Here is a 22,134-nt window from a genome sequence, read left to right on the forward strand (position 1 = left end):
CGCGCGTGCGGCACAGGGTAGTACAAGATCAACTTCACTCTGACGTGTGGATACCACTACCTAGAGACGCAGCTCACCGATAGCCTCCTTCGCCACCGTGCGTGCCTTGATGCTCTGCTTTTGGTTGGTCGTCACGACCACCGCGTTCCCGCCCTTCGCGACGGCGTAAACGGCGCCGTCGCCGGACGGCTGGTAGCCGCCTTTCCAGCCCGCCGGCTCGTCGGCGGGGTTGGACGTGTCGATGGGTGCCGCCTGGTCCACCAGCGCCTTCGCCACGGCGGGTTCGCCGACGTACACGCGCACCGTCAGCTGTAATTTCCCGCTGAGCGCGTAGAAGAAACAGGTCGGATGCGGTTGCTCCACCGACGTCTTGACCTTGGAGACCTTCTGTCCGTTGGCGTCCGAGACGGACTCGGCGCTCAGATACGGGCACGGACCTTTGCCGGTGGGTTCCGGCGACGGCGGGATCCGGGGCGCCGGGCTGCTCGACGGCGCGGGCGGGTTCGTCGCAGGCGGCTGTTCCTTCGGCCCACAGGCCACCAGGAGCGGTACGACGAGCGGCAAGATCAGAAGACGTCGCATAGTGGCGACCAGTGAAGCAGATCGGATCACCGCGCCGGTGCGACCATCCGCCCTCTTCGTGCGACGATGGCGATGCGTGACGGGTCTTCAGGAGGCATCAGTGCTCACCAAGGAGCAGTACCTGGGTGCGGTGGCAGAACGCATCCAGCGCAGCGGTGGCAGGCTGAACACGGTCCAGATCGGTCCGAGCACGGCCGTCGTCGGCCTGTTCACCGAATCCGTGATGATGTCGACGATGAACTACTGCGTGGTCGCCGCGGCGATCCCGGAGGTGACGGCGCCCGCGTTGTACGACTTCACCGGGCTCGCGACACAGCACGCGCGCGCGAACGTGATGGGCACGGTCGGCTGGACGGCGGCTTCCGTGGTCATCGCCGGTCTGATCGGGGACCGGGTCTACCCGGACGCCGCGCAGGCCGCGTCGGCGAAATCCGGCAATCAGTTCGGCGGCGAGACCCGCATGGTGGCCGTCGACGTTTCGGCGGCGCAGATGTACGCGTTCGTCGGCGGGAAGCTGTGGGGCGCGGCGGTGCAGGGCTCGGTCAACGCGAAACTGACGTTCTGTTTCCCGCAGCCCGCCGAGGTCTACCAGCAGGTGCAGTGGCAGCAGGCGCAGGGACAGCAACCGCCGATGCCGCCGCACCAGGGCCCGCCGCCCGGTCAGCAGCCGCCTCCCGGCTGGCAGCCGCAGCAACCACCGCCGCCGCAGTATCCGGTCGGGCCGCCGCCCGCGCAGGGGCCGCCGCCCGGTCAGCATCCGCCGCACTACCCGCCGCCGGCGCCCGGTTATCCGACGCACGGCCAGCGCCCGCCGGGATATTGATGAACCGCACGTTGCGCGGCTGGCCGTCGTTCCCCGAAGAGCTGCCGGAGTTCGACACCGAAGTCACGCCGGAGACGCCGAGCGAGCTCTTCCTGAACTGGCTCGACGAAGCCGGGGAACACGTATTGGCGCCGCATGCCGTCACTCTGTCCACAGTGGACGCCGATGGACTGCCGGACGCGCGGGTCGTGATCCTCAAGGATGTCGACGGCGACACCTGGGCGGTCGCGACGAGTTCCGAAAGTCCGAAAGGCGTACAGCTGGCGAAGAATCCCTACGCCGCGCTGACGTTCTTCTGGCCGGGACGCGGCCGTCAGGTCCGCCTGCGCGGTCCGGTCTCGGTCGCCCATCCCGAGGTCTCCGCGGCCGATTTCACCGCCCGGCCGCCGGCGTCCCGAGTGGAGGCGTTCGTCGGCAGGCAGTCCCAGGTGCTCGAAGATCCGGCCGACCTCGACCGCGCGGCACTGGAAGCGGAGCGCTGGGTCGAGGAGAATCCCGGCGTGGCGCCGGAAACCTGGACGCGCTACCTGGTGGCACCGTCCGAAGTGGAGTTTTGGCAGGCCAGCCATGATAGGCGGCACCGGCGTCTCCGCTATCGGCGGGAGAACGAGTCCTGGCGCAAAGAACGCCTCTGGCCGTAAACGGTAACTGGCAACGACGATCGTCGGGTTGTCGTGAACGATTCCCTTCGACGACGGTGAATGCCCACGTTGTCCCCTGATCGTTCGGAGGCGAAATGTCCACACGCCGTCGCATCGGTGGCGCCTTGGCCGCCACAGGGCTCGTCCTGCTGGCCGTCACGACGCCCGTCGCGAGCGCCCAGACCGGCGCCCCGGCGAGAGGGCTGTATTCGGTGGAGGGTGTGAACGACACCGGCGAGCGCACCGCCGTCGCCCGCACCGGTGTCGACGTGGCAGGCTCGCGCGGTGGTGCGCTGACCGTCGTCGCCACGCCCGAGCAGGCCGCGAGCCTGCGCGCCGGCGGGTTCACCCTGAAGTCGCTCGGTGATTTCGACAGCATGCTGAAGCAACGGAGCGATCGGGCGGGCACGGCGGCGGTCGCGGGCGACTTCCCGCCGGGCGACGAGGCGTACCACACCTACGCCGAAACGACCGCTGAGCTGCAGAAGGCCGCGAAGGACCACAGCGACATCGCGACGCTGTCCAGCGTCGGCAAGTCGTACGAAGGCCGTGATCTGAACCTGCTGAAGATCAGCGACAACGCGGGCACGGACGAGAACGAGCCCGAGGTCCTGTTCACCTGCAACCAGCACGCGCGCGAACACCTCACCACCGAGATGTGCCTGCGGATCGTGCAGCGGCTGACCAGCGGCTACGCGAGCGACCCCGCCATCAAGAAGATGGTCGACGAGCACGAGATCCACGTGATCCCGAACGTCAACCCGGATGGTTCCGAGTACGACATCTCCGGCGGCGAGTACCAGGGCTGGCGCAAAACGCGGAAGCCGGTGCCGGGCAGCAGTGCCGTCGGCACCGACCCGAACCGCAACTGGGACTACAAGTGGAACTGCTGCGGCGGGTCGAGCAACAGCCCGTCCGCCGAGGACTACCACGGCCCGTCGGCGTTCTCCGAGTCCGAGACCAAGGCTGTCGCGGACTTCGTGAACTCCCGGGTGGTCGGCGGCGCGCAGCAGATCAAGACGCACATCGACTTCCACACGTTCTCGGAACTGGTGCTCTGGCCCTTCGGCTACACGAAGAACGACACCGACGAGGGCATGACCGAGGCCGAGGCTCAGCGGTTCGCCGACGTCGGCAAGAAGATGGCCGCCACCAACGGCTACACGCCGGAGCAGTCCAGCGATCTGTACGTCACCGACGGCGACATCAACGACTGGGCTTGGGGCAAGCACAAGATCCTCAGCTACACCTTCGAGATGTACCCGAAGGACGGCGGGATCGACGGCTTCTACCCGCCCGCTTCGGTGATCCCGGAGCAGACCGCCCGCAACGACAAGGCCGTCGACATCCTGATCAACGAGGCAGGCGCCTGACCCCGCTCAGTTCCCCCAGATCGGCCATTCGCGACGCCAAGAGCCAATAGCATGATCCACTTTGTTCTTCGGTGCCCCGAATGGCCGATTTCTGGATAATCAACAGGTGCGCAAGCGGTTCGCGGAAGGCTTCCCGATCGCGTCGACGGTGGTCACCGGCGACGACTTCGACGAGCTCGAGAACACCTTCCAAGCGTTCCTCGCGCCGGACACGGTCAAGCTGCACACCCCGGCACCCACCGGATTCTTCGACATTTCCCAGCTCAGCGGCGTCCGCACCCCCGGAATCGACCCGAACGGCCTCTCGGTCTACGAACTGACACTGGACTCCGACGTCGTCCTGGAGGGTGAGGAGACCCCCGACGCCTACACCGTGATCGTGACCATGAACGGCCGCAACCAGATCACCCTCGGCCAGGAGATCGTGCCGTCGCGCCACGTGGTGACCGGACCGGAGACCCGGTTCCGGACCAGCTTCGAGCACCCCGACATCCTGCTGCTCCGGATCGGCAAGCAAGTGGTGGCGGACGCGATGCGCGAACGGCTCGGCGAGCCACCGACGTCGACCCTGCGCTTCGATCCGGCGGTCGTCGAGACCTCGGGCATGGGTCAGTGGATCACCCTGCTCCACACCTTCAGCGAGACCGCGGCCTCCGGCCTGTTCGACCGGTCACCGCTGGCCGCCGCGCATTTCGAGAAGCTGCTGCTGCACGGCCTGCTCGACACCCAACCGCATTCGCTTTCCGGTGACCTCGCCGTCGAAGGGCCACGGCCGAAGACGGCGGCGGTCCGCCGCGCGATGATCCACTGCGAGGAACGCGCCGCCGATCCGGTGTCGATCGGTGAGCTGGCGATGGTCGCGGGAGTCAGCGTGCGCGCCCTGCAACTGGCGTTCCGCACCGAACTCGGCCTGACGCCGATGGAGTATCTGCGACGTGTCCGGCTCGACTACGTGCACCAGGATCTGCTCGCGATCGCGCAGGGACGGGCCGAAGGCACCGTCACCGACGTCGCGCTGCGATGGGGCTTCACGCATCTCGGCCGGTTTTCCGGTTTCTACCGCCAGACCTACGGCAAACTCCCTTCGGAGACGGCCCGCCTCACCGCCTGAAGGAGTTCGGATGCTGGTCGAACTGGCCATCGGCGACGCGTACGGAGGCTCCTTCGAACACGCGTACCCGAGCTTCGTCGCCGAGCACAACACGCTGAGCGGGTACGTGCCGCATCCCGGCTCTCCCGGCGTCCCGACCGGCCGCTACACCGACGACACGCAGATGACGATCGCGATCGCCGAACTGCTCGTCTCGGGTCGCCGGTGGACGCCGTCGCTGCTCGCCGAACAGTTCGTCCTCGCCTACCACCGCGATCCGCACGACGGCTACGCGCCGCGCTTCCACCGGCTGCTCAGCGAAGTCCGGGACGGTGAGGAGCTGCTGCGACGGCTGCAGCCGCAGAGCGACAAGAGCGGGGCGGCCATGCGCGCCGGGCCGATCGGGCTCTTGCCGACCGTCGACGACGTCCTCTACCACGCGAAACTGCAGGCCAGGATCACGCACGACACACCGGCCGGGATCGCCGCGGCTCAGGCGGCGGCACTCGCCGTGCACTACTGCCACCATCGGCTCGGTCCACTGGCCGAGGTCGCACGATGGATCGACGGGGTGCTTCCCGAGGACGTCGGGCACGGCGGCTGGGCGCGGCCGTGGTCAGGCAAGATCGGGCCGCAGGGCTGGATGAGCGTCCGCGCCGCGCTGACCGTGCTCGCCGACGGCGGCGGCCTCGCCCGGATGCTGCACACCTGTGTCGCGTTCACCGGCGACGTCGACACCGCCGCGACCATCGCGCTGGCCGCCGCGTCGCGGTCACCCGAGGTGGCCCAGGATCTGCCGCCGGTGCTGTGGCGCGACCTGGAGAATGGCGAGTTCGGCCGCGACTACCTGGCGAAGCTCGATGAGCGACTCCTGGCAAGTTAGGGTGGCCTAACCAGGCGTGGCGCGGTGAAATGGCCCTATGGACGCCTTGACGCCGGTTCGCGAGGCCGCCGACCACTTCGGGCTGGCCATTTCGACCCTGCACTTCTGGGAGCGCCGCGGCCTGATCACCGCCTTCCGCCGGTCGGGACGGCGGTATTACGACGACGATCAGCTGTACCGCATCGCGCTGATCAAGCACTGGCGGCAGATCGGCGGACTGGGCCTGACCAAGATCACCGAACTGCTCGCCGAACAGCACCGCTGGCGAGAGGTCGTGGCCGGTCAGCTCGCCGAGATCGAGCAGGAGCGCGCGCGGCTCGACACCGCGCGCGACTACCTGGTCGAACTCCTCACCTGTCGTCGTGAAGAGAGCCTGGAGGACTGCCCTTGGTTCCGCGACCGGGTCGACCTGCCGGCACAGGCGGCGAGCTGAGGCCTGGCATCGCCACGGCCGCGACGACCGCGGCGGCCGCGAGGCAGGCGGCGGAAGCGATGAACGCGGCCGTGTAGCCGTGGACCTGCGCTTCAGCCGGTTCGGTGGTCGACCGCCAGTTCGCCGTCACCGCCGCCGCGAGCGCGGTCGATGCCGCCAGCCCGATCGCGCCGCTGGTCTGCCGGACGGTGTTCAGCACGCCCGCGGCCAGCCCGTTCTGCTGCTCCGGCACCCCGCTGGTGGCGGCGATGGTGATCGGGGTGAAGGCCGCCGCGGTCCCGAACCCGAAGACCATCCCCGGCAGCAGCACCGAAAGGACGTACGACGCGTGCGCGCCGGTCAGTACGGCGACCCCGGCCAAACCCACCGCGCCGATCGCGCACGACAACGCCGTCGCGTGCCGGGGCCCCAACCGCATCGACAACCCGCTCGCCGACCGCGAGCCGGCGAACATCGCCACTCCCAACGGCAGATATGCCAGTCCGGCTCGCAACGGGGAGTAGCCGTGAACGTCCTGCAGATACAGCGAAAGCAGGATCGGGCTGGCAAGGAAACCCAGCCCCAGCAGGAAGATCACCACGTTCCCGCTGAGCACCGGCCGCAGCCGGAAGATTCCGAGCTCCACCAGCGGTTCGGCCGCCCATCGATGCTGGTGCAGCAGGAAGACACCGAGCAGGAGAAGTCCACCGAGCAACGGAAACAGCCAGCCGTCGACCGAAGAACGCATCACCGCGTAGACCACACTGACGAGTCCGGCCGTCGACAAAACCGCGCCGAGCACGTCCAACCGGCCGCGGGCACCGCTACGGACCCGCACCGGCAACACCGCTCCGGCCGCGAGGACGGCCACCACCCCGATCGGGACGCTGACGAAGAACACCCAGCGCCAGCCCGCCCACTGGGTCAGCAGTCCGCCGATCACCGGCCCGGCCGCGGCACCGGCGGCGCCCACCGCGCTCCAGGTGCCCAGCGCCCGCGCGCGAACGGCAGGCTCGGTGAACGTCGTGGTCAGCAAGGACAACGTCACCGGCATCAGCAAGGCACCGCCGAAGCCCTGCACCGTCCGCGCGATCAGCAGCAGCTCCGGCGAACCGGCCAACCCGGCGACGAGTCGCGCGACGGTGAACAGGCTCATGCCGAGCACGAACATCCGCCGTGTCCCGAATTCGTCGGACAACCGGCCGCCCAGTAACAGGAAACCGGCGAACGCGAGCGTGTACGCGTTCACCACCCAGGTGAGCGCGCTCGGCGAGAACCCGAGCCCGAACCGGATGGACGGCAGGGCGACGGAAACGATGGTCGCGTCGAGGATGACCACGAACGTCCCGGCACAGGCCAGTGTGAGCACCGCGCCTTCGTCACGACTACGCGTCATGCCGGCTCTCCGTTCGGGGCGACCCAGCGGTCCATCGGTACCGCGTACAGCGAATCCACTGTGGACAGCCAGGACAAGCTCGCCAGTGCCTGCTTGTCGGCCTCGTCAGCGGGGAGTTCCGCCTTGGCCAGCAACAGATCGATCAGTTCCCCGGTCATCGGGCCGTCTCCAGGGCGTCGCCGACGCGCAGCACGGTCGCCTCGTCGAAAAGGCCACCCGCCAGTTGCAGGGAAAGCGGCAGTCCTTCGCTGGTTCTTCCCATCGGCACGGCGAGGACCGGATTGCCGACCCCGTTCCAGTACGGTGTGTTGATCTTCCGGAACACCTTCGCGTTTTGCTGCCCCGCTTCGTCGGCGACGTCCTCAAGCAGCGGAGCTCCGATCGAAGCCACCGGACTCGCGATCACGTCGACGTCCGCGAAAAGGCCGGCCAGTTCCCGCCGCACGACCTGCCGAACCCGTTGTGCCTGCACGTAATCGGTTCCGGAGACCACCGCACCCGCCGCGAAGATCCCCCGCGCCGAAACACCGAAGTCCTGCCATCGCGTGCTCAACTCGGCTCGGTGATGGGCAAGGGCTTCACAGCTCGCGGTGACCAGCACCGCGGTGGTCAACTCGTTCCAGTACGGCAACCGGACCTCGACGAGTTCGGCACCCAGATCCTCCACAACGAACAGTGCTTCGTCGAAAGCGGCGGCCAGCGCGGGATCGGCGTCTTCGGGGAAGTGGTGGTCGTCCCGGACGACGCCGACCCGCAGACCGGTGAGGTCGCCGGTGAAATCCGGTGCCACGAAAGGGGATTCCGAGATGACCTCCAGCAGCGCGGCGCAGTCGCGAGTGGTGCGGGCGAGTGGGCCGATCCGATCGAGACTGTGGGCGAGCGGCACACAACCCGCACCGGACACCCGGCCGTAGGTCGGCATCAACCCGCTGACACCGCAGAAGGCCGCGGGCATCCGGATACTGCCGGCGGTGTCCGAACCGAGGCCCGCGAAGAACATTCCGGCGGCGACTCCGCTCGCCGTCCCCGAACTGGACCCGCCCGCCCAACGGTCGGTGCACACGGGATTCCGCGGGATCGGGAACGGCTTGGTGTCGTCGGGAACCCCGCAGCCGAACTCCATCGTCGAGGTCTTCCCGACAATGACGCCGCCCGCTTCCTTGAGCCGCTCCGTCACCGCGGCGTCGACGCCCGCATCCCAGTCGAGCACGAGACTCTGCGCGGTCGTCGGTCCTTCCGCGACCGCGATGAGATCCTTGATCCCCAACGGAATCCCTTGCAAGGGTCCGCGATCCACCCCCGCCGCGAACTCCCGATCGGCTCGCCGCGCCGATGCCAGCGCGTCGTCGGGAAACCTGACGATGAACACCCCGAGTTCGTCGGTGACGGTCAGCGCGCGTTCCACCAGTTCGACGCTGGTCACCTCTCCCTGACGCAACGCCTGCGCGGCATCGAGTACCGAACCCGCGTCTTCTCTCCTCACCACAACCCTCCAGTCCGGCGGGCGCTGGTTTCGCGCCGCCGGAACCAGCGTGCAAACTGAAGCGTGGTTGAGCGCAAGCCCCGGTCAGGCGGGCATCGCGGGTAACGGAAAAGGCCTGACCGGAGTTCGCCGGTCAGGCCTTTTCCTCGCGTGTGGAGCTGAGGGGAATCGAACCCCTGACCCCCGCCTTGCAAAGGCGGTGCTCTACCAATTGAGCTACAGCCCCGGGTCGCAGGCGGTCAGAATAGCCGCCTGCGGAAACCTCAGTTGTTGCGGGAGGCGTCCGCGGCCTTGGCCGGGGCGCTTCCGTTCGTGGAAACGGAGCCGAGCGGACGCTCGGTCGGCGCGGTGGCCTCTCGCCAGAGGTCGGCCTCGGCCTTGGCTGCCTTGTTGCGCTTGATCACGAACAGCGCGCCGCCCGCGATGACCGCGAGTGCCAACAGCTTCTTCATCAGAAGCCCCCTCTTCTCCGCCGAATTGCTCCGCTTACCCATCGATGCTACTGCACGCCCGAGGTTCCACGTGGAACACCCATGACGAAAGCCCTGCCGGGAAGAGAAGGTCCGGCAGGGCCCTGACAAGGCCGGCGTGCCGCGTCCCCTTCTATCGCTGGGTGAGCCCGGAAACCCCGCACACCGACCCTCTCTTCACAACGCCGACACGCCCAGCACCCTTCCCTCTCCCCCGTGACCTTGCCCACCCCAACCCCACAACACCCACGTAACCCACTCACCCCCACGGCAATGGGCCCGCCAGGGCCCGAGCCGAAAGGGGGGTCCAGGGGGCGAAGCCCTCCCTGGCGGGGGCTTGGGGGTTCGACCCCCAAAAAGAAAAACGCCCGATCCGCGTTCGCGCTTTCCGCGAACACAAACCGGGCGATCGGGTGGGCCCACCAGGACTTGAACCTGGGACCTCTTCGTTATCAGCGAAGCGCTCTAACCGCCTGAGCTATGGGCCCGAACGACGAGAAGATTACAGGACGCCTTTCGGCGCCCTGCAACCGGGTCACTCTCGTTCGGAAAGGGTCACTTCGAGGCCTCCGGCGAGGTCGGCGGAGACGTTGTAGATGAAGGCGCTGACGGTGGCGAGTGCCGAGATCAGCACGATGTTGATGGCGCCGAGGATGGCCGCGATGCCGAAGACGCGGCCGGCGCTGATCAGCGGGTCGGCCGGGGCGTCGGCTCCTTCGCCGCCGACGAGCGACGAGTAGGTGCCGTTGAGTTTGTCCCATACGCCCATGCCGTCGAGGACGGTGTAGAGGACGCCGACGGCGACGAGCCATACGAAGAACAGCGCGACGCCGAGGACGAGGGACAGTTTCAGCACCGACCAGGGGTCGAAGCGTTTGATCTGCAGGCTGGCGCGACGCGGTCCGCGGCCGGGGCGGCGGAGCGCGGTGGGGGCGGCACGGGTGCGGGAGGCGGACGGGATGGCGGAGGGGGCGGGTTGGTCGCCCTCTCCGCTCTCGCCGAACAGCCTCTTCGCGGCGGTGCCGCTGACTCCGTGGTGGTCGGTCACGGTTGTCGCGTCCTGCTTCGGTTCCGAGTAGGCCCCGTCTTCGGTGGCTACCGAAGACACCGAGACCGTCTGCTCACCGGCGCCTTCGGCCTCTCCCGCACCGCTGTCACGCTGCCACGGCGGGCTCGACGATCCCGCCTGCGCGCCGCCTGCTTCGGGCTTCTCGGATGGTGTCACGAGGTGTCAGTCCTTACCCAGTACGTGGGGCGTCGTCTACTCCTGCTCCGACGCCGGGGTTTCTTCTCCTTCAGTACTACCTGCAGTGGCGACGTCTGAGGGCTCGTCCGCGTTGCGTGCGACCGCGAGAAGAGTGGTTCCTTCGTCGAGATTCATCAGCCGCACTCCCTTCGTCTGCCTGCCTGCCTTGCGCACCTGTCCGGCCGAAGTCCGGATCACCCCGCCGCTGGAGGTGATCGCGTAAAGCTCGTCTTCGGCGTCGACGATGACCGCACCCACCAGCCTGCCACGTTTCCGGTCGTACTGAATGGTGAGCACACCCTTGCCACCGCGGCCTTGCACCGGATAGTCGTCGGTGGGGGTGCGCTTGGCGTAGCCGCCGTCGGTGGCGACGAGGAGGAACTTGTCGGGCTGGACGACGTTGATGCCGAGCAGTTCGTCGCCGTCGTTGAACCGCATGCCCAGCACGCCGGACGTGGCGCGGCCCATCGGGCGCAGTGCTTCGTCGGTGGCGTGGAAGCGGATGGACTGGCCTTCCGCGGATACCAGGAGCAGGTCGTCTTCCGCGGCCGCGAGCACGGCACCGACCAGTTCGTCCCCTTCGCGAAGGTTGACCGCGATGAGGCCGCCGGCGCGGTTGGAGTCGAAGTCGGTGAGTTTGGTCTTCTTCACCAGGCCGCGCCGGGTCGCGAGCACGAGGTATGGGGCGACCTCGTAGTTCGGGATCTCGATGACCTGGGCGATCTTCTCGTCCGGCTGGAACGCGAGCAGGTTCGCGACGTGCTGGCCGCGCGCGTTGCGGTTGGCCTCGGGCAGGTCGTAGGCCTTGGCCCGGTAGACGCGGCCCTTGTTCGTGAAGAACAGGATCCAGTCGTGTGTCGAGCAGACGAAGAAATGCTGGACGATGTCGTCCTGTTTCAGCGTCGCGCCCTGGACGCCCTTGCCGCCGCGTTTCTGCGATCGGTACAGATCGGTTTTCGTTCGCTTGGCGTAACCCGTGCGGGTGATCGTGACGACAACGTCTTCGACCGCGATGAGGTCTTCGACCGAAACCTCGCCGTCGAACGGGATGATCTTGGTGCGCCGGTCGTCGCCGTATTTGTCGACGATCTCCTGGAGTTCCTCGGCGATGATCGAGCGCTGCCGCTCGGGCTTCTCGAGGATGTCCTTGAGGTCGGCGATCTCGAGTTCGATCTCGGCCAGGGTGTCGATGATCCGCTGCCGCTCCAGTGCCGCGAGGCGGCGGAGCTGCATGTCGAGGATCGCGGTGGCCTGGATTTCGTCGACGTCGAGCAGGCTCATCAGCGCGGGCCGGGCTTCCTCGGCCGAGGGCGAACGCCGGATCAGGGCGATGACCTCGTCGAGCATGTCCAGTGCCTTGACCAGACCGCGCAGGATGTGGGCGCGCTCTTCGGCTTTCCGCAGCCGGAAGCGGGTCCGGCGGACGATGACGTCGATCTGGTGCTTCACGTAGTGCCGGATCATCTGGTCCAGCCGCAGCGTGCGGGGCACGCCGTCGACCAGGGCCAGCATGTTGACACCGAAGTTCTGCTGCAGCTGGGTGTGCTTGTACAGGTTGTTCAGCACGACCTTCGCGACCGCGTCGCGTTTGATCGTGACGACGATCCGCATCCCGCTGCGGCTGTTGGACTCGTCGGCGATGTCGGAGATGCCGGTGAGCTTGCCGTCGCGGACGAGGTTCGCGATGTTCTCCACCAGGTTGTCCGGGTTGACCTGGTACGGCAGCTCGGACACGACCAGGATCGTGCGGCCCTTGGCGTCCTCTTCGACCTCGACGACCGCGCGCATGCGCACGGAGCCGCGGCCGGTGCGGTACGCGTCCTCGATGCCGGAGTTGCCGAGGATCATCGCCTTGGTCGGGAAGTCCGGGCCCTTGATCCGGACCAGCAGCGCGGCGAGTAGCTCGTCGTCGCTCGCCTCGAAGTTCTCCAGCGCCCATTTGACGCCGTCGGCGACCTCGCGCAGGTTGTGCGGCGGGATGTTCGTCGCCATCCCGACCGCGATCCCGGAACCACCGTTGACCAGCAGGTTCGGGAACCGCGACGGCAGAACGTCCGGCTCCTGGGTGCGGCCGTCGTAGTTGTCGGAGAAGTCGACGGTGTCTTCTTCGATGTCCTGCAGCATGTGCATCGCGAGATGCGCGAGCCGGGACTCGGTGTACCGCATGGCGGCGGCGGGGTCGTTGCCCGGAGAACCGAAGTTGCCCTGGCCGTCGATCAGCGGATACCGCAGCGCCCACGGCTGGGCGAGCCGCACCAGCGCGTCGTAGATCGCGGAGTCACCGTGCGGGTGGTAGTTGCCCATCACGTCGCCGACGACGCGGGAGCACTTGTTGTACCCGCGGTCGGGGCGGAAGCCCGAGTCGAACATCGAGTACAGCACGCGGCGGTGCACCGGCTTGAGGCCGTCCCGCACGTCCGGCAGCGCCCGCGACACGATGACGCTCATCGCGTAGTCGATGTAGGAGCGCTGCATCTCCTGCTGGATGTCGACCGGTTCGATCCGGTCGTGGTCCGGAGCGGGCGGCAAGGTTTCCGTCATGAGGTCCTTCTCGTGAGAGCAGTCCTAAGGGGACTAAGAGCGGGGGCTACCTAGACGTCGAGGAAGCGAACGTCCTTGGCGTTGCGCGTGATGAAGGAACGGCGCGCTTCGACGTCCTCACCCATCAGGACGGAGAACAGGTCGTCCGCCTGCGCGGCGTCGTCCAGGGTGACCTGGCCGAGCAGCCGGTTCGCCGGGTCCATGGTGGTCTCCCACAGCTCTTCGGCGTTCATCTCGCCGAGACCCTTGTAGCGCTGGATCGCGTCGTCCTTGGGGAGGCGCTTGCCCGCCTCGACACCGGCCTGGATGACGGCGTCGCGTTCCCGGTCGGAGTACGCGTACTCCGGATCGGCCCGCGGCCACTTGATCTTGTACAGCGGCGGGCGTGAAAGGAACACGTGTCCGTGCTCGATCAGCGGGGGCATGAACCGGAACAGGAAGGTGAGCAGCAGCGTGGTGATGTGCTGGCCGTCGACGTCGGCGTCGGCCATCAGCACGACCTTGTGGTAGCGCAGCTTCTCGATGTCGAACTCTTCGTGGATACCGGTGCCGAGCGCGGTGATCAGCGACTGGACCTCGGTGTTCTTGAGGACGCGGTCGATGCGGGCCTTCTCGACGTTGATGATCTTGCCTCGGATCGGCAGGATCGCCTGGTACATCGAGTCGCGGCCTTCCTTGGCCGAACCACCGGCCGAGTCACCCTCGACGATGTAGAGCTCGCATTCCGACGGGTTGGTCGACCGGCAGTCCTTGAGCTTGCCGGGCAGCCCGCCGATCTCGAGCGCGCCCTTGCGGCGGACCAGGTCGCGCGCCTTGCGGGCGGCCATCCGCGCCTGCGACGAGGAGATCGACTTGTTGATGATCGTCTTCGCCTCGGTGGGATTGCGCTCGAACCAGTCGGCCAGCCACTCGTTCGACGTCTGCTGCACGAACGTCTTCGCCTCGCTGTTGCCCAGCTTGGTCTTGGTCTGGCCCTCGAACTGAGGCTCGGCCAGCTTGATCGAGACGATCGCGGCGAGACCCTCGCGCACGTCGTCACCGGTCAGATTGGCGTCCTTCTCCTTGAGCAGCTTCTTCTCGCGCGCGTACGCGTTGACGACGCGGGTGAGCGCGGCGCGGAAGCCCTCTTCGTGCGTACCGCCCTCGTGCGTGTTGATCGTGTTGGCGAACGTGTACACCGACGGCGTGAAGCCGTTGTTCCACTGCATGGCGACCTCGACCTCGAGGCCGGTGCCCTTGGCCTCGAAGGAGATCACGCTGGTGTGGATCGGGTCCTTGCTGCCGTTGATGTGCTTGACGAAGTCCTCGAGACCGCCCGGGTAGCAGTAGGTCTTCTCCTTGACCCGCGCCGCCTGGCCGGAGGCGTCCTCTTCGGTCTCTTCGTCGGCGACGCGCTCGTCGCGCAGCGAAAGGGTCAGGCCCTTGTTGAGGAAGGCCATCTCCTGCAGACGACGGGAGATCGTCTCGAAGTTGTACGTCGTGGTCTCGAAGATGTCGTCGTCGGCCCAGAAGGTGATCGTGGTGCCGGTTTCGTCGGCCGGACCGAGATCCTCCAGCTCACCGGGAAGCTGGTTCGTGTACTCCTGACGCCAGCTGCGGCCGCCGTACTTGACCTCGGCGAGCAGCTTCTTCGACAGCGCGTTCACCACGGAGACGCCGACGCCGTGCAGGCCACCGGAGACCGCGTAGGAGTCGCTGTCGAACTTGCCGCCCGCGTGGAGCACGGTGAGCACGACCTCGAGGGTCGGCTTCATCTCCTTGGGGTGCATGTCGACCGGGATACCGCGGCCGTCGTCGACGACGCGGACGCCGCCGTCGGCCAGCAGGGTAACCTCGACCTTGGTGGCGTGACCCGCCATCGCCTCGTCGACGGAGTTGTCGACGACCTCCTGCACGAGGTGGTGGAGGCCGCGTTCACCGGTGGAACCGATGTACATACCGGGACGCTTGCGGACAGCTTCGAGCCCTTCGAGCACCGTGATCGACGACGCGTTGTACTCGCTCTTGTTCTCGGTCACAGGCGTTGATTCTCCTCGTCTCGCTCGAGCAGACGCTCGCTCATCTCCAGTGTACTTGGCCGCGTTCGCTGGCATGCGGCAAGGACACCCCTGATTTGCTCCCAGACGCGCTAATTCGTTCGAAGAAGAGTCTTGACGTTGACGAAGCGCTCTGGGCGCGTTCTCGGGGCGCTGGTGGCACAGTCGTGGCGAAGCGCAACTCGGATCATCCGTACGTGTCACGCGGGCCACGTCCCGGGACGTGCCGCGGCCCCTTCCGCCAGCTCGGCGCCGTCGGTCCCTGAATCCGCATCCTCTTCACCACGCCGTGCCCGACCCCGGCCGCGATCTTCGTCAGCAGCTGCCCCTGGAGCAGGCGCAGCTGTGTCGCCCACGCCGTCGAGCTGGCACGCACGGTCAACTCGCCGTCCTTCAAGGCCACCGGCTGGGCGTGTTCGGCGACCTCTTCACCCACCAGCCGGGCCCAATGGCCGAAGACCTGCCCGTTGGCCAGCCGTGTGTTCCAGCCGCGGTCGACCGCGAGCCGCGAGGCGAGCCTGCCGAGCGGTTGCGGGTCGCGTGTGTCGGCACCCGGCCCTGACCAGCGACGACGTCGTGGGCTTTGTCCGTTCGCACCGGCTCCCCCTCCGGTGATACGGCCTCGGCGCACGCCTGGTTCGACTCCGCGCGCCTTCGCTTTGGCCTTCGCGGCCTCCAGTGCGAGATGGGCGAGATCACGGCCGGTAGCCGGTTCCTTGCTGCCGGTATCGGTTGCGCCGTTCGGTATCGACGGCTGCTCACTCCGCGTGTCGAACAGACTTCCCTCACTGGGGTTACCCCCCTTTTGGGAGGCGTCAAGCCGCTTTTCAGGCCCCTTGGTCACGCGGGGCGATAACGCGTTCACGGTGTTATCCACACTGTCCACAGGTTTGTCCCCAGATCGGTGGGCAACTGCTGTGGCGCCGATCACCCTGGGTATCCGCTTCACGCCGGTCACCCTGGATTGATCTCACCATCTGCCACGAGGAACCGGCGCCCGGCCAGTTCGGCGGGCACGTCCTCGTCCACGGCGGCGGTCACCAGTACCTGCTCGGCACCTGCCGCCACCTCCGCCAGCCGGGCCCGGCGACGCCGGTCCAGCTCGGCGAACACATCATCCAGGAGAAGCACCGGTTCCCCGGCCTCGCCACGCAGGAGCTCGTAGCTTCCCAGACGCAGTGCGAGCGCGAACGACCAGGACTCCCCATGGCTCGCGTAGCCCTTGGCCGGTGCTTCACCGAGGATGAGGTCGAGTTCGTCCCGATGCGGGCCGACCATGCTCACCCCGCGCTCCAGCTCCAGGTTCCTGGATCGTCCCAGCGCTTCTACCAGCACTTCCTTGAGTACCGCTTCTTCGGCGCGAGGACCGTCCGGAACGCCGTAGCCCTCCGGCATCGCTTCGCCCAGGCTGGATCTGTACGCGATCTTCGCCGGTCTCGAGTCGGGCGCGACCCCCATATAAGCGGCGGCCGCGTACGGCGCGAGATCAGCGATGAGGTTGAGCCGGGCCGCCAGCAACGCGGCCCCGGCCACCGCGAGGTGGTCGTCCCAGACGTCGAGTGTCGACAACGCGTACGGGTCTTCACGTCCTGTACGCCGCTTGCCCGCCGTCTTGAGCAGGGCGTTGCGCTGCTTCAGCACCTTCTCGTAGTCGGCGCGGACCCCGGCGTACCGGGGCGCGCGCAGCACGAGAAGCTCGTCCATGAAGCGTCTGCGCTCGCCGGGATCCCCGCGCACGAGTGCCAGGTCCTCCGGGGAGAACAGCACCGTGCGCAGGATGCCCAGCACGTCACGGGGCTTGCCGACCGAGCCGCGGTTGATCCGCGCGCGGTTCGCCTTGCCCGGGGTGATCTCCAGCTCGACGGTCAGTTCGCGGTCGTCGTTGACCACCGCGACCCTGATCAGCGCGCGTTCGCAGCCATGCCGCACCAAGGGTGCGTCCGTCGCGACGCGATGCGAACCCAGGGTCGCGATGTAGCCGATCGCCTCCAGGAGGTTCGTCTTGCCGCGGCCGTTCTGTCCGACGAGGACGGTCGGTCCGGGTTCGAGCGCGAGATCGGCCAGTGGCCAGGACCGGAAATCGGTGACCTGGAGATGTCTTAGGTACAACCCGTCTGCCTAGTGGCCGGCCGTCGTCACTGGACCTTTTTCACAGCGTGCCCGCCGAACTGGTTGCGCAGCGCGGCGACGGCACGCATGGCGGCGGAGTCCTCCTGGCGGGAGGCGAACCGCGCGAAGAGCGCGGCCGAGATGACCGGCGCCGGCACCGCGTTGTTGATCGCCTCTTCGAGCGTCCACCGGCCTTCGCCGGAATCCTCGACGTAACCCTCGAGGTCGTCCAGCTCCGGGTCCTCGTCGAGCGCGCGGACGAGCAGGTCGAGCAGCCACGAGCGGACGACGGTCCCCCGCTGCCAGCCCTTGATGACCGCGGGCACGTTCTCGACGACCTTCGCGGCTTCGAGCAGCTCGAAGCCCTCGGCGAAGGCCTGCATCATGCCGTACTCGATGCCGTTGTGAATCATCTTCGCGTAGTGCCCGGAGCCGACGGCACCGGCGTGCGAGAAGCCCTCTTCGCGCGGACCCTCGGGACGAAGCGCGTCGAAGATCGGCATGGCCTTTTCGACGTCCGAAGCGGCGCCGCCGACCATCAGGCCGTAGCCGTTGTCCTTGCCCCACACGCCACCGGAGACCCCGCAATCGAGGTAGCCGATGTTCTTCGTCGCGAGCAGGTCGGCGTTGATGCGGTCGTCGGTGTACTTCGAGTTGCCGCCGTCGATCACGAGGTCGCCCTCGGACAACAGGTTGCCGAGCTCGGCGACGGTCTGCCGGGTGGGTTCACCGGCGGGCACCATGATCCAGACGATCCGCGGACCGTCCAGTTTGGACACCATGTCCTCGAGCGACGTGGAGTCGGTGACGTCCGGGTTGCGGTCGTAACCGATCACCTCGTGACCGGCGCCGCGCAGCCGGTCGCGCATGTTGAACCCCATTTTGCCGAGGCCGATGAGTCCCAGCTGAACCATGAAGATCCCCTTTGGTGCGAACGAAAACGAAGGCCGGTCAGCCCGGGAGCCGGACCGGCATCAGCAGGTACAGGTAGCCGGGGACGACGTTGCCCTCTTCGTCGGCGGGCTTGATCAGCGCCGGCCTGTTCGGCGTGGTGAACGTCAGTTCCGCCCGGTTCGCGTTCAGCGCGCCGAGCCCGTCGACGAGGTAACCCGGGTTGAACGCGATGGTCACCGGCTCACCTTCGTAATCGACCTGAAGTTCTTCTTCGGCCGAACCCTCGTCGTCGCCACCGGCCGAGAGCCGCAGCGAACCGTCGTTGAACTCCAGCCGCACCTGGGTGCCACGTTCGGCGACCAGCGAAACACGCTTGATCGACTCGGCGAGCGCGGAGACCTCGATGACCGCGCGTGACGTGTGCTGCGCGGGCAGCAGCTGCCGGTACGGCGGGAACTCGGCGTCGAGGAGACGGGTCGTGGTGTAGCGACCGGAGCCGGAGAGGCCGAGGAGGCCCTCACCGCTGGCGAGCGCGAGGCGGATCTTGGCGCCGCTGGCACCGAGCGTCTTCGCGGCCTCGGCGAGCGTGCGCGCCGGGACGAGCACCGCGGCGTCGGACAGGCCCTCGGCGGGCTCCCAGGTGAACTCGCGCATGGCGAGCCGGAAGCGGTCGGTGGCGACCAGGGTCAGCGAGGAGCCGGAGATCTCCAGCCGCATCCCGGTCAGCATCGGGAGCGTGTCGTCCTTGCCCGCGGCGACGACGACCTGGGTGACCGCCTGACCGAAGGCGTCACCGGTCAGTTCACCGGCGAAGGCGGGCTGGGACGGCAGCTGCGGGTAGTCCTCGACCGGCATGGTCGGCAGGGAGAAGCGCGCGGAGCCGCAGGTGATGGTCGCGCGAGCGCCGTCGACGGAGATCTCGACCGGCTGCGCGGGCAGCGACTTGGTGATGTCGGCCAGCAGACGGCCGGAGACCAGCAGGCGGCCGCCGTCGGCGATGGTGGCCGGGACGCCGACCGTGGCGGAGACCTCGTAGTCGAATCCGGAGACGGTGAGTGCGTCACTCGTCCCGTCGGATCCCGCATCGAGCAGGACACCGCCCAGAACCGGGACCGGAGGCCGCGACGGGAGGCTTCTCGCCACCCACGCGACGGCGTCGGCCAGCCCGTCACGCTCGACGCGGATCTTCATGCGCGCTTCCTTTCGACAGCCGAGCCCCTGACGGCTCGAAAGCTCAACGGGTCACCGCGGCCGGAGAGCGCGATGGCCAGGTGCCTCGCAGGTGTTGTCCGGTCCGGCGAGGACGCGAACGCACGTCGACACGCAGACCAGGTGCAGGGACCCACGTTAGGCCGTCCCCGGGGTCCGCGTCACCTCGGCCTCCCCTTGGTTTTGTCGACAAGACGACACGGCTCGAAGCTGTCCCCAGATTCGTCCTTCGCCTGTTTTTGTTTTATTCCCTTCTTAAGAAGAACTAAGAACAGCAGTAGTAATAGGCGTTGTGGATTGTGTGGACAAGCCTCGTTCGCGCAGGTCCGGATGCCTCGGACCCTGTGGACCCAGGGTGTGTACGGACGGTGGACAGCTCGGCCCGTCGGTGGATGGTTTCGGGCGGCGCTCGATCTGTCCACAGTCATCCACAGTTGTCCCCACAGTTATCCCCAGTTGTGCGGCGATTTGTACCCAGGGGCTGTGGGTCCGGTTCGTGACCGGAATCGCTCGGGAGAGTGATGCGGGCAGCACGGGTAATCCTTGTGCACAGAATGGGGACAACCTGGGGACAGCTTGTGGATCATGGTGTGGAAATGCTGTGGATTTCCTGTGAGCGCGATGTGGATGAAAACCCCGTCGTCGCTGGCCCCGAGCCTGCGTGAGTTGTGCACAAAGTACCCACAGCATGTGGATTTCCTTTGTGCACAAGGGAAAACGCGAAGCGTGCGTAGGCGCTCTTCGGCTGCTTCGCGCGCGTACGTCATGTCGGTCAGATACCCGCTCTTCGCGGCTCTACACGCGGTCCGGACCTATGTGGACGGCCGCCTGAGCTGCGAGACGGCATGAAGAAGGGGCTCCCACCTGGACGGTGAGAGCCCCTGAAGTCCTTGTGTGCTAAGGGATTACTGCCTCGCGCGTTGTTTTATGCGGGAGGTCAGCTCCTGCACCTGGTCGTAGATGCGGCGGCGTTCGGCCATCTCCTTGCGGATCTTCTTGTCCGCGTGCATGACCGTCGTGTGGTCGCGGCCGCCGAAGGTCTGCCCGATCTTCGGCAGTGACATGTCGGTCAGTTCGCGGCAGAGGTACATCGCGATCTGGCGCGCGGTCGCGAGCGCCTTCGTCTTGCCGGGACCGCAGAGGTCGTCGAGGCTTACGTCGAAGAACTCCGACGTGACGCCCATGATGGTCGGCGCGGTGATCTCCGGCGCGTGCGAATCCGGGATGAGGTCCCGGAGCACGATCTCGGCGAGTCCGACGTCGACCGGCTGCTGGTTCAGCGACGCGAAGGCGGTGACGCGGATGAGCGCGCCTTCGAGTTCCCGGATGTTCGCCTCGACGCGCGAAGCGATGAACTCCAGTACCTCGTTGGGTACCGCGAGCCTGTCCTGTGCGGCCTTCTTGCGAAGGATCGCGATACGCGTTTCGAGTTCGGGCGGCTGGATGTCGGTGATGAGGCCCCACTCGAACCGCGTGCGCAGCCGGTCTTCCAGCGTTTCGAGGCGCTTCGGCGGGCGGTCGGAGGAGACGACGATCTGCTTGTTCGTGTTGTGGAGGGTGTTGAAGGTGTGGAAGAACTCTTCCTGCGTACCTTCTTTGCCTTCCAGGAACTGGATGTCGTCGACGAGCAGGATGTCGACGTCGCGGTAGCGGCGCTGGAACGCGACCTTGCGGTCGTCTCGCAGCGAGTTGATGAAGTCGTTCGTGAACTCTTCGGTCGACACGTACCGCACGCGCATGCCGGGGAACAGCCGCTGGGCGTAGTGCCCGACGGCGTGCAGCAGGTGGGTCTTCCCGAGTCCGGACTCTCCCCAGATGAACAAGGGGTTGTACGCGCGCGCCGGTGCTTCGGCGACCGCGACCGCGGCGGCGTGGGCGAAACGGTTCGACGCGCCGATGACGAAGGTGTCGAAGGTGTACTTCTCGTTCAGCTTCGTCTTCGACGTCTGCGGCTGCGCCGGCGCGGTGTAGGGCTGGCCCGCGATCGGCTGGCCGGAGAAGGTCGGCCAGATCTCGGTCACGGCGGCGAGGGCCTCGCCCTCTTCGTCGACTTCTTCATCACTGTCGTCGCCGTCGTTGAGGCTGTTGTCGACCGGGTGCCTCGGCTGCATCGGCGGCCGCGGTTTCGGCGGCTCGGGCCGGGGCCGGTTCGGGGACAGCATGCCGTCGCCCTCGGGCAACGGTGGGGTGCCATGCGAGGGACCGGTGCCGTTTTCCACCCGGCCGGGTGACGGGTCGTAGCGAGGACCGGGCGCGGGGGGAGGCATCGAGGTGTGTGTCTCGGTGCTGTCGACCTTCACCGCGAGAGAGACCGCGCGGCCGAGCCGTCGCGAAAGGGCTTCGGTGATCGCGCCGCGAAGGGCACGTTCGATCGCTTCTTTGGCGAAGTCACTGGGCGCGGCGAGCAAGGCGGTGCCGTCGAGGAGGCCGATCGGCCGGGTGACCCGCATCCAGGCGCGCTGCTGCGGGGAGAGGGTGCCATCGGACAGTTCACGCACGACCTGTTCCCAGATGACGCCAAGATTGTGCTGGTGATCGGACACCTGCCTGACTCCCCTCCCCTCATCGGTGCGTGCGGCGAGAGCACTCAACGAACGCCCGGAAGAACTCCTTCGAGCGTCATCTTGGCCCGATCAGTTCATGCGCACAGCAAATATCCACATAGTTGTCCACAGCTGTGCACTAATGTACGGCGGTCCGCGGCGACGTCACCTGCGGGCTCGACGTATGCCGATGGGATGCCTCCACATCCCCAGGACGCCCGGGCGCCTGCACCGCTCCACCTCGGCGAAAACCCGGGAGGGGCACGCTAACAAGCCCCGCCAGTTGCCACAAGGCACCCTCGTGAGCAAGCATTTCACGGTGTACGGCGTGTGGCCATTCGGTACCCGCGCGTCGCGGATGATCACTCCCCACGCCAGGTCGCGGTCCGTGGTCGAGGGGGTG

General features: G+C 67.2%; 19 protein-coding genes and 2 tRNA genes. 6 read left to right on the plus strand and 15 right to left on the minus strand.

Going from position 1 to position 22,134, the window contains the following annotated elements:
* Window positions 1-60: 60 nt before the first annotated feature.
* The gene (locus ACZ54P_RS01605; RefSeq protein ID WP_465459631.1) at window positions 61-582 is read right to left on the minus strand and encodes a DUF2020 domain-containing protein; all 522 of its coding nucleotides are present in this window, start codon (window positions 580-582) and stop codon (window positions 61-63) included.
* A 100-nt stretch (window positions 583-682) separates the two neighbouring features.
* On the opposite strand from ACZ54P_RS01605, the gene ACZ54P_RS01610 reads away from it, so the two are divergent.
* The 6 genes from ACZ54P_RS01610 (at window position 683) to ACZ54P_RS01635 (ending at window position 5,825) form a co-directional block, all read left to right on the plus strand.
* Complete coding sequence (locus tag ACZ54P_RS01610) at window positions 683-1,405, plus strand: hypothetical protein (protein ID WP_465460205.1); 723 nt, start codon at window positions 683-685, stop codon at window positions 1,403-1,405.
* Entirely contained in the window at window positions 1,405-2,046 is a 642-nt protein-coding gene (locus tag ACZ54P_RS01615; protein WP_465459632.1) for a pyridoxine/pyridoxamine 5'-phosphate oxidase, read from the plus strand. Before ACZ54P_RS01610 ends, ACZ54P_RS01615 begins: the two co-directional genes overlap by 1 nt.
* Window positions 2,047-2,141: 95 nt before the next feature.
* A complete protein-coding gene (locus tag ACZ54P_RS01620; protein WP_465459633.1) occupies window positions 2,142-3,419 on the plus strand; it encodes a M14 family metallopeptidase in 1,278 nt (425 codons plus the stop codon).
* A gap of 106 nt (window positions 3,420-3,525) precedes the next feature.
* Window positions 3,526-4,530, plus strand: coding sequence for a helix-turn-helix transcriptional regulator (locus tag ACZ54P_RS01625; protein ID WP_465459634.1), 1,005 nt, complete (start codon window positions 3,526-3,528; stop codon window positions 4,528-4,530).
* A 10-nt stretch (window positions 4,531-4,540) separates the two neighbouring features.
* Window positions 4,541-5,392 (plus strand): ADP-ribosylglycohydrolase family protein, encoded by an 852-nt coding sequence (locus ACZ54P_RS01630; RefSeq protein WP_465459635.1) that lies wholly within the window; start codon window positions 4,541-4,543, stop codon window positions 5,390-5,392.
* 37 nt (window positions 5,393-5,429) lie between these two features.
* Window positions 5,430-5,825, plus strand: coding sequence for a helix-turn-helix domain-containing protein (locus ACZ54P_RS01635; RefSeq protein WP_465459636.1), 396 nt, complete (start codon window positions 5,430-5,432; stop codon window positions 5,823-5,825).
* Here the strand turns inward: ACZ54P_RS01635 and ACZ54P_RS01640 are convergent.
* The 14 genes from ACZ54P_RS01640 to dnaA form a co-directional block, all read right to left on the minus strand.
* Window positions 5,743-7,200, minus strand: a complete 1,458-nt coding sequence (locus ACZ54P_RS01640) for an MFS transporter (protein WP_465459637.1) — start codon at window positions 7,198-7,200, stop codon at window positions 5,743-5,745. The genes ACZ54P_RS01635 and ACZ54P_RS01640 overlap by 83 nt on opposite strands.
* Complete coding sequence (locus ACZ54P_RS01645; protein WP_465459638.1) at window positions 7,197-7,358, minus strand: hypothetical protein; 162 nt, start codon at window positions 7,356-7,358, stop codon at window positions 7,197-7,199. Before ACZ54P_RS01645 ends, ACZ54P_RS01640 begins: the two co-directional genes overlap by 4 nt.
* Window positions 7,355-8,683 carry an amidase gene (locus tag ACZ54P_RS01650; protein WP_465459639.1) on the minus strand — a complete coding sequence of 443 codons (1,329 nt, stop codon included), beginning with the start codon at window positions 8,681-8,683 and terminating at the stop codon, window positions 7,355-7,357. Before ACZ54P_RS01650 ends, ACZ54P_RS01645 begins: the two co-directional genes overlap by 4 nt.
* 153 nt (window positions 8,684-8,836) lie before the next feature.
* A tRNA-Ala gene (locus ACZ54P_RS01655) sits at window positions 8,837-8,909 on the minus strand.
* 37 nt (window positions 8,910-8,946) lie between these two features.
* Window positions 8,947-9,135, minus strand: coding sequence for a DLW-39 family protein (locus ACZ54P_RS01660; protein ID WP_465459640.1), 189 nt, complete (start codon window positions 9,133-9,135; stop codon window positions 8,947-8,949).
* Between the two features lie 432 nt (window positions 9,136-9,567).
* A tRNA-Ile gene (locus ACZ54P_RS01665) sits at window positions 9,568-9,641 on the minus strand.
* Window positions 9,642-9,688: 47 nt separating this feature from the next.
* Window positions 9,689-10,378 (minus strand): DUF3566 domain-containing protein, encoded by a 690-nt coding sequence (locus ACZ54P_RS01670; RefSeq protein ID WP_465459641.1) that lies wholly within the window; start codon window positions 10,376-10,378, stop codon window positions 9,689-9,691.
* 36 nt (window positions 10,379-10,414) lie between these two features.
* Entirely contained in the window at window positions 10,415-12,940 is a 2,526-nt protein-coding gene (gene gyrA / locus ACZ54P_RS01675; protein ID WP_465459642.1) for a DNA gyrase subunit A, read from the minus strand.
* A 50-nt stretch (window positions 12,941-12,990) separates the two neighbouring features.
* On the minus strand, window positions 12,991-14,958 hold the full coding sequence (gyrB, locus tag ACZ54P_RS01680) for a DNA topoisomerase (ATP-hydrolyzing) subunit B (protein ID WP_465459643.1): 1,968 nt from the start codon (window positions 14,956-14,958) through the stop codon (window positions 12,991-12,993).
* 205 nt (window positions 14,959-15,163) lie between these two features.
* Window positions 15,164-15,724 carry a DciA family protein gene (locus ACZ54P_RS01685; protein ID WP_465460206.1) on the minus strand — a complete coding sequence of 187 codons (561 nt, stop codon included), beginning with the start codon at window positions 15,722-15,724 and terminating at the stop codon, window positions 15,164-15,166.
* Between the two features lie 206 nt (window positions 15,725-15,930).
* On the minus strand, window positions 15,931-17,085 hold the full coding sequence (recF, locus tag ACZ54P_RS01690) for a DNA replication/repair protein RecF (protein ID WP_465459644.1): 1,155 nt from the start codon (window positions 17,083-17,085) through the stop codon (window positions 15,931-15,933).
* A gap of 26 nt (window positions 17,086-17,111) precedes the next feature.
* On the minus strand, window positions 17,112-17,999 hold the full coding sequence (gene gnd, locus ACZ54P_RS01695) for a phosphogluconate dehydrogenase (NAD(+)-dependent, decarboxylating) (RefSeq protein WP_465459645.1): 888 nt from the start codon (window positions 17,997-17,999) through the stop codon (window positions 17,112-17,114).
* 37 nt (window positions 18,000-18,036) lie between these two features.
* Complete coding sequence (gene dnaN / locus ACZ54P_RS01700; RefSeq protein ID WP_020632653.1) at window positions 18,037-19,170, minus strand: DNA polymerase III subunit beta; 1,134 nt, start codon at window positions 19,168-19,170, stop codon at window positions 18,037-18,039.
* 923 nt (window positions 19,171-20,093) lie between these two features.
* The gene (dnaA, locus tag ACZ54P_RS01705) at window positions 20,094-21,731 is read right to left on the minus strand and encodes a chromosomal replication initiator protein DnaA (protein WP_465459646.1); all 1,638 of its coding nucleotides are present in this window, start codon (window positions 21,729-21,731) and stop codon (window positions 20,094-20,096) included.
* Window positions 21,732-22,134 lie beyond the last annotated feature (403 nt).

The organism is Amycolatopsis sp. NPDC034160, from assembly GCF_055575355.1.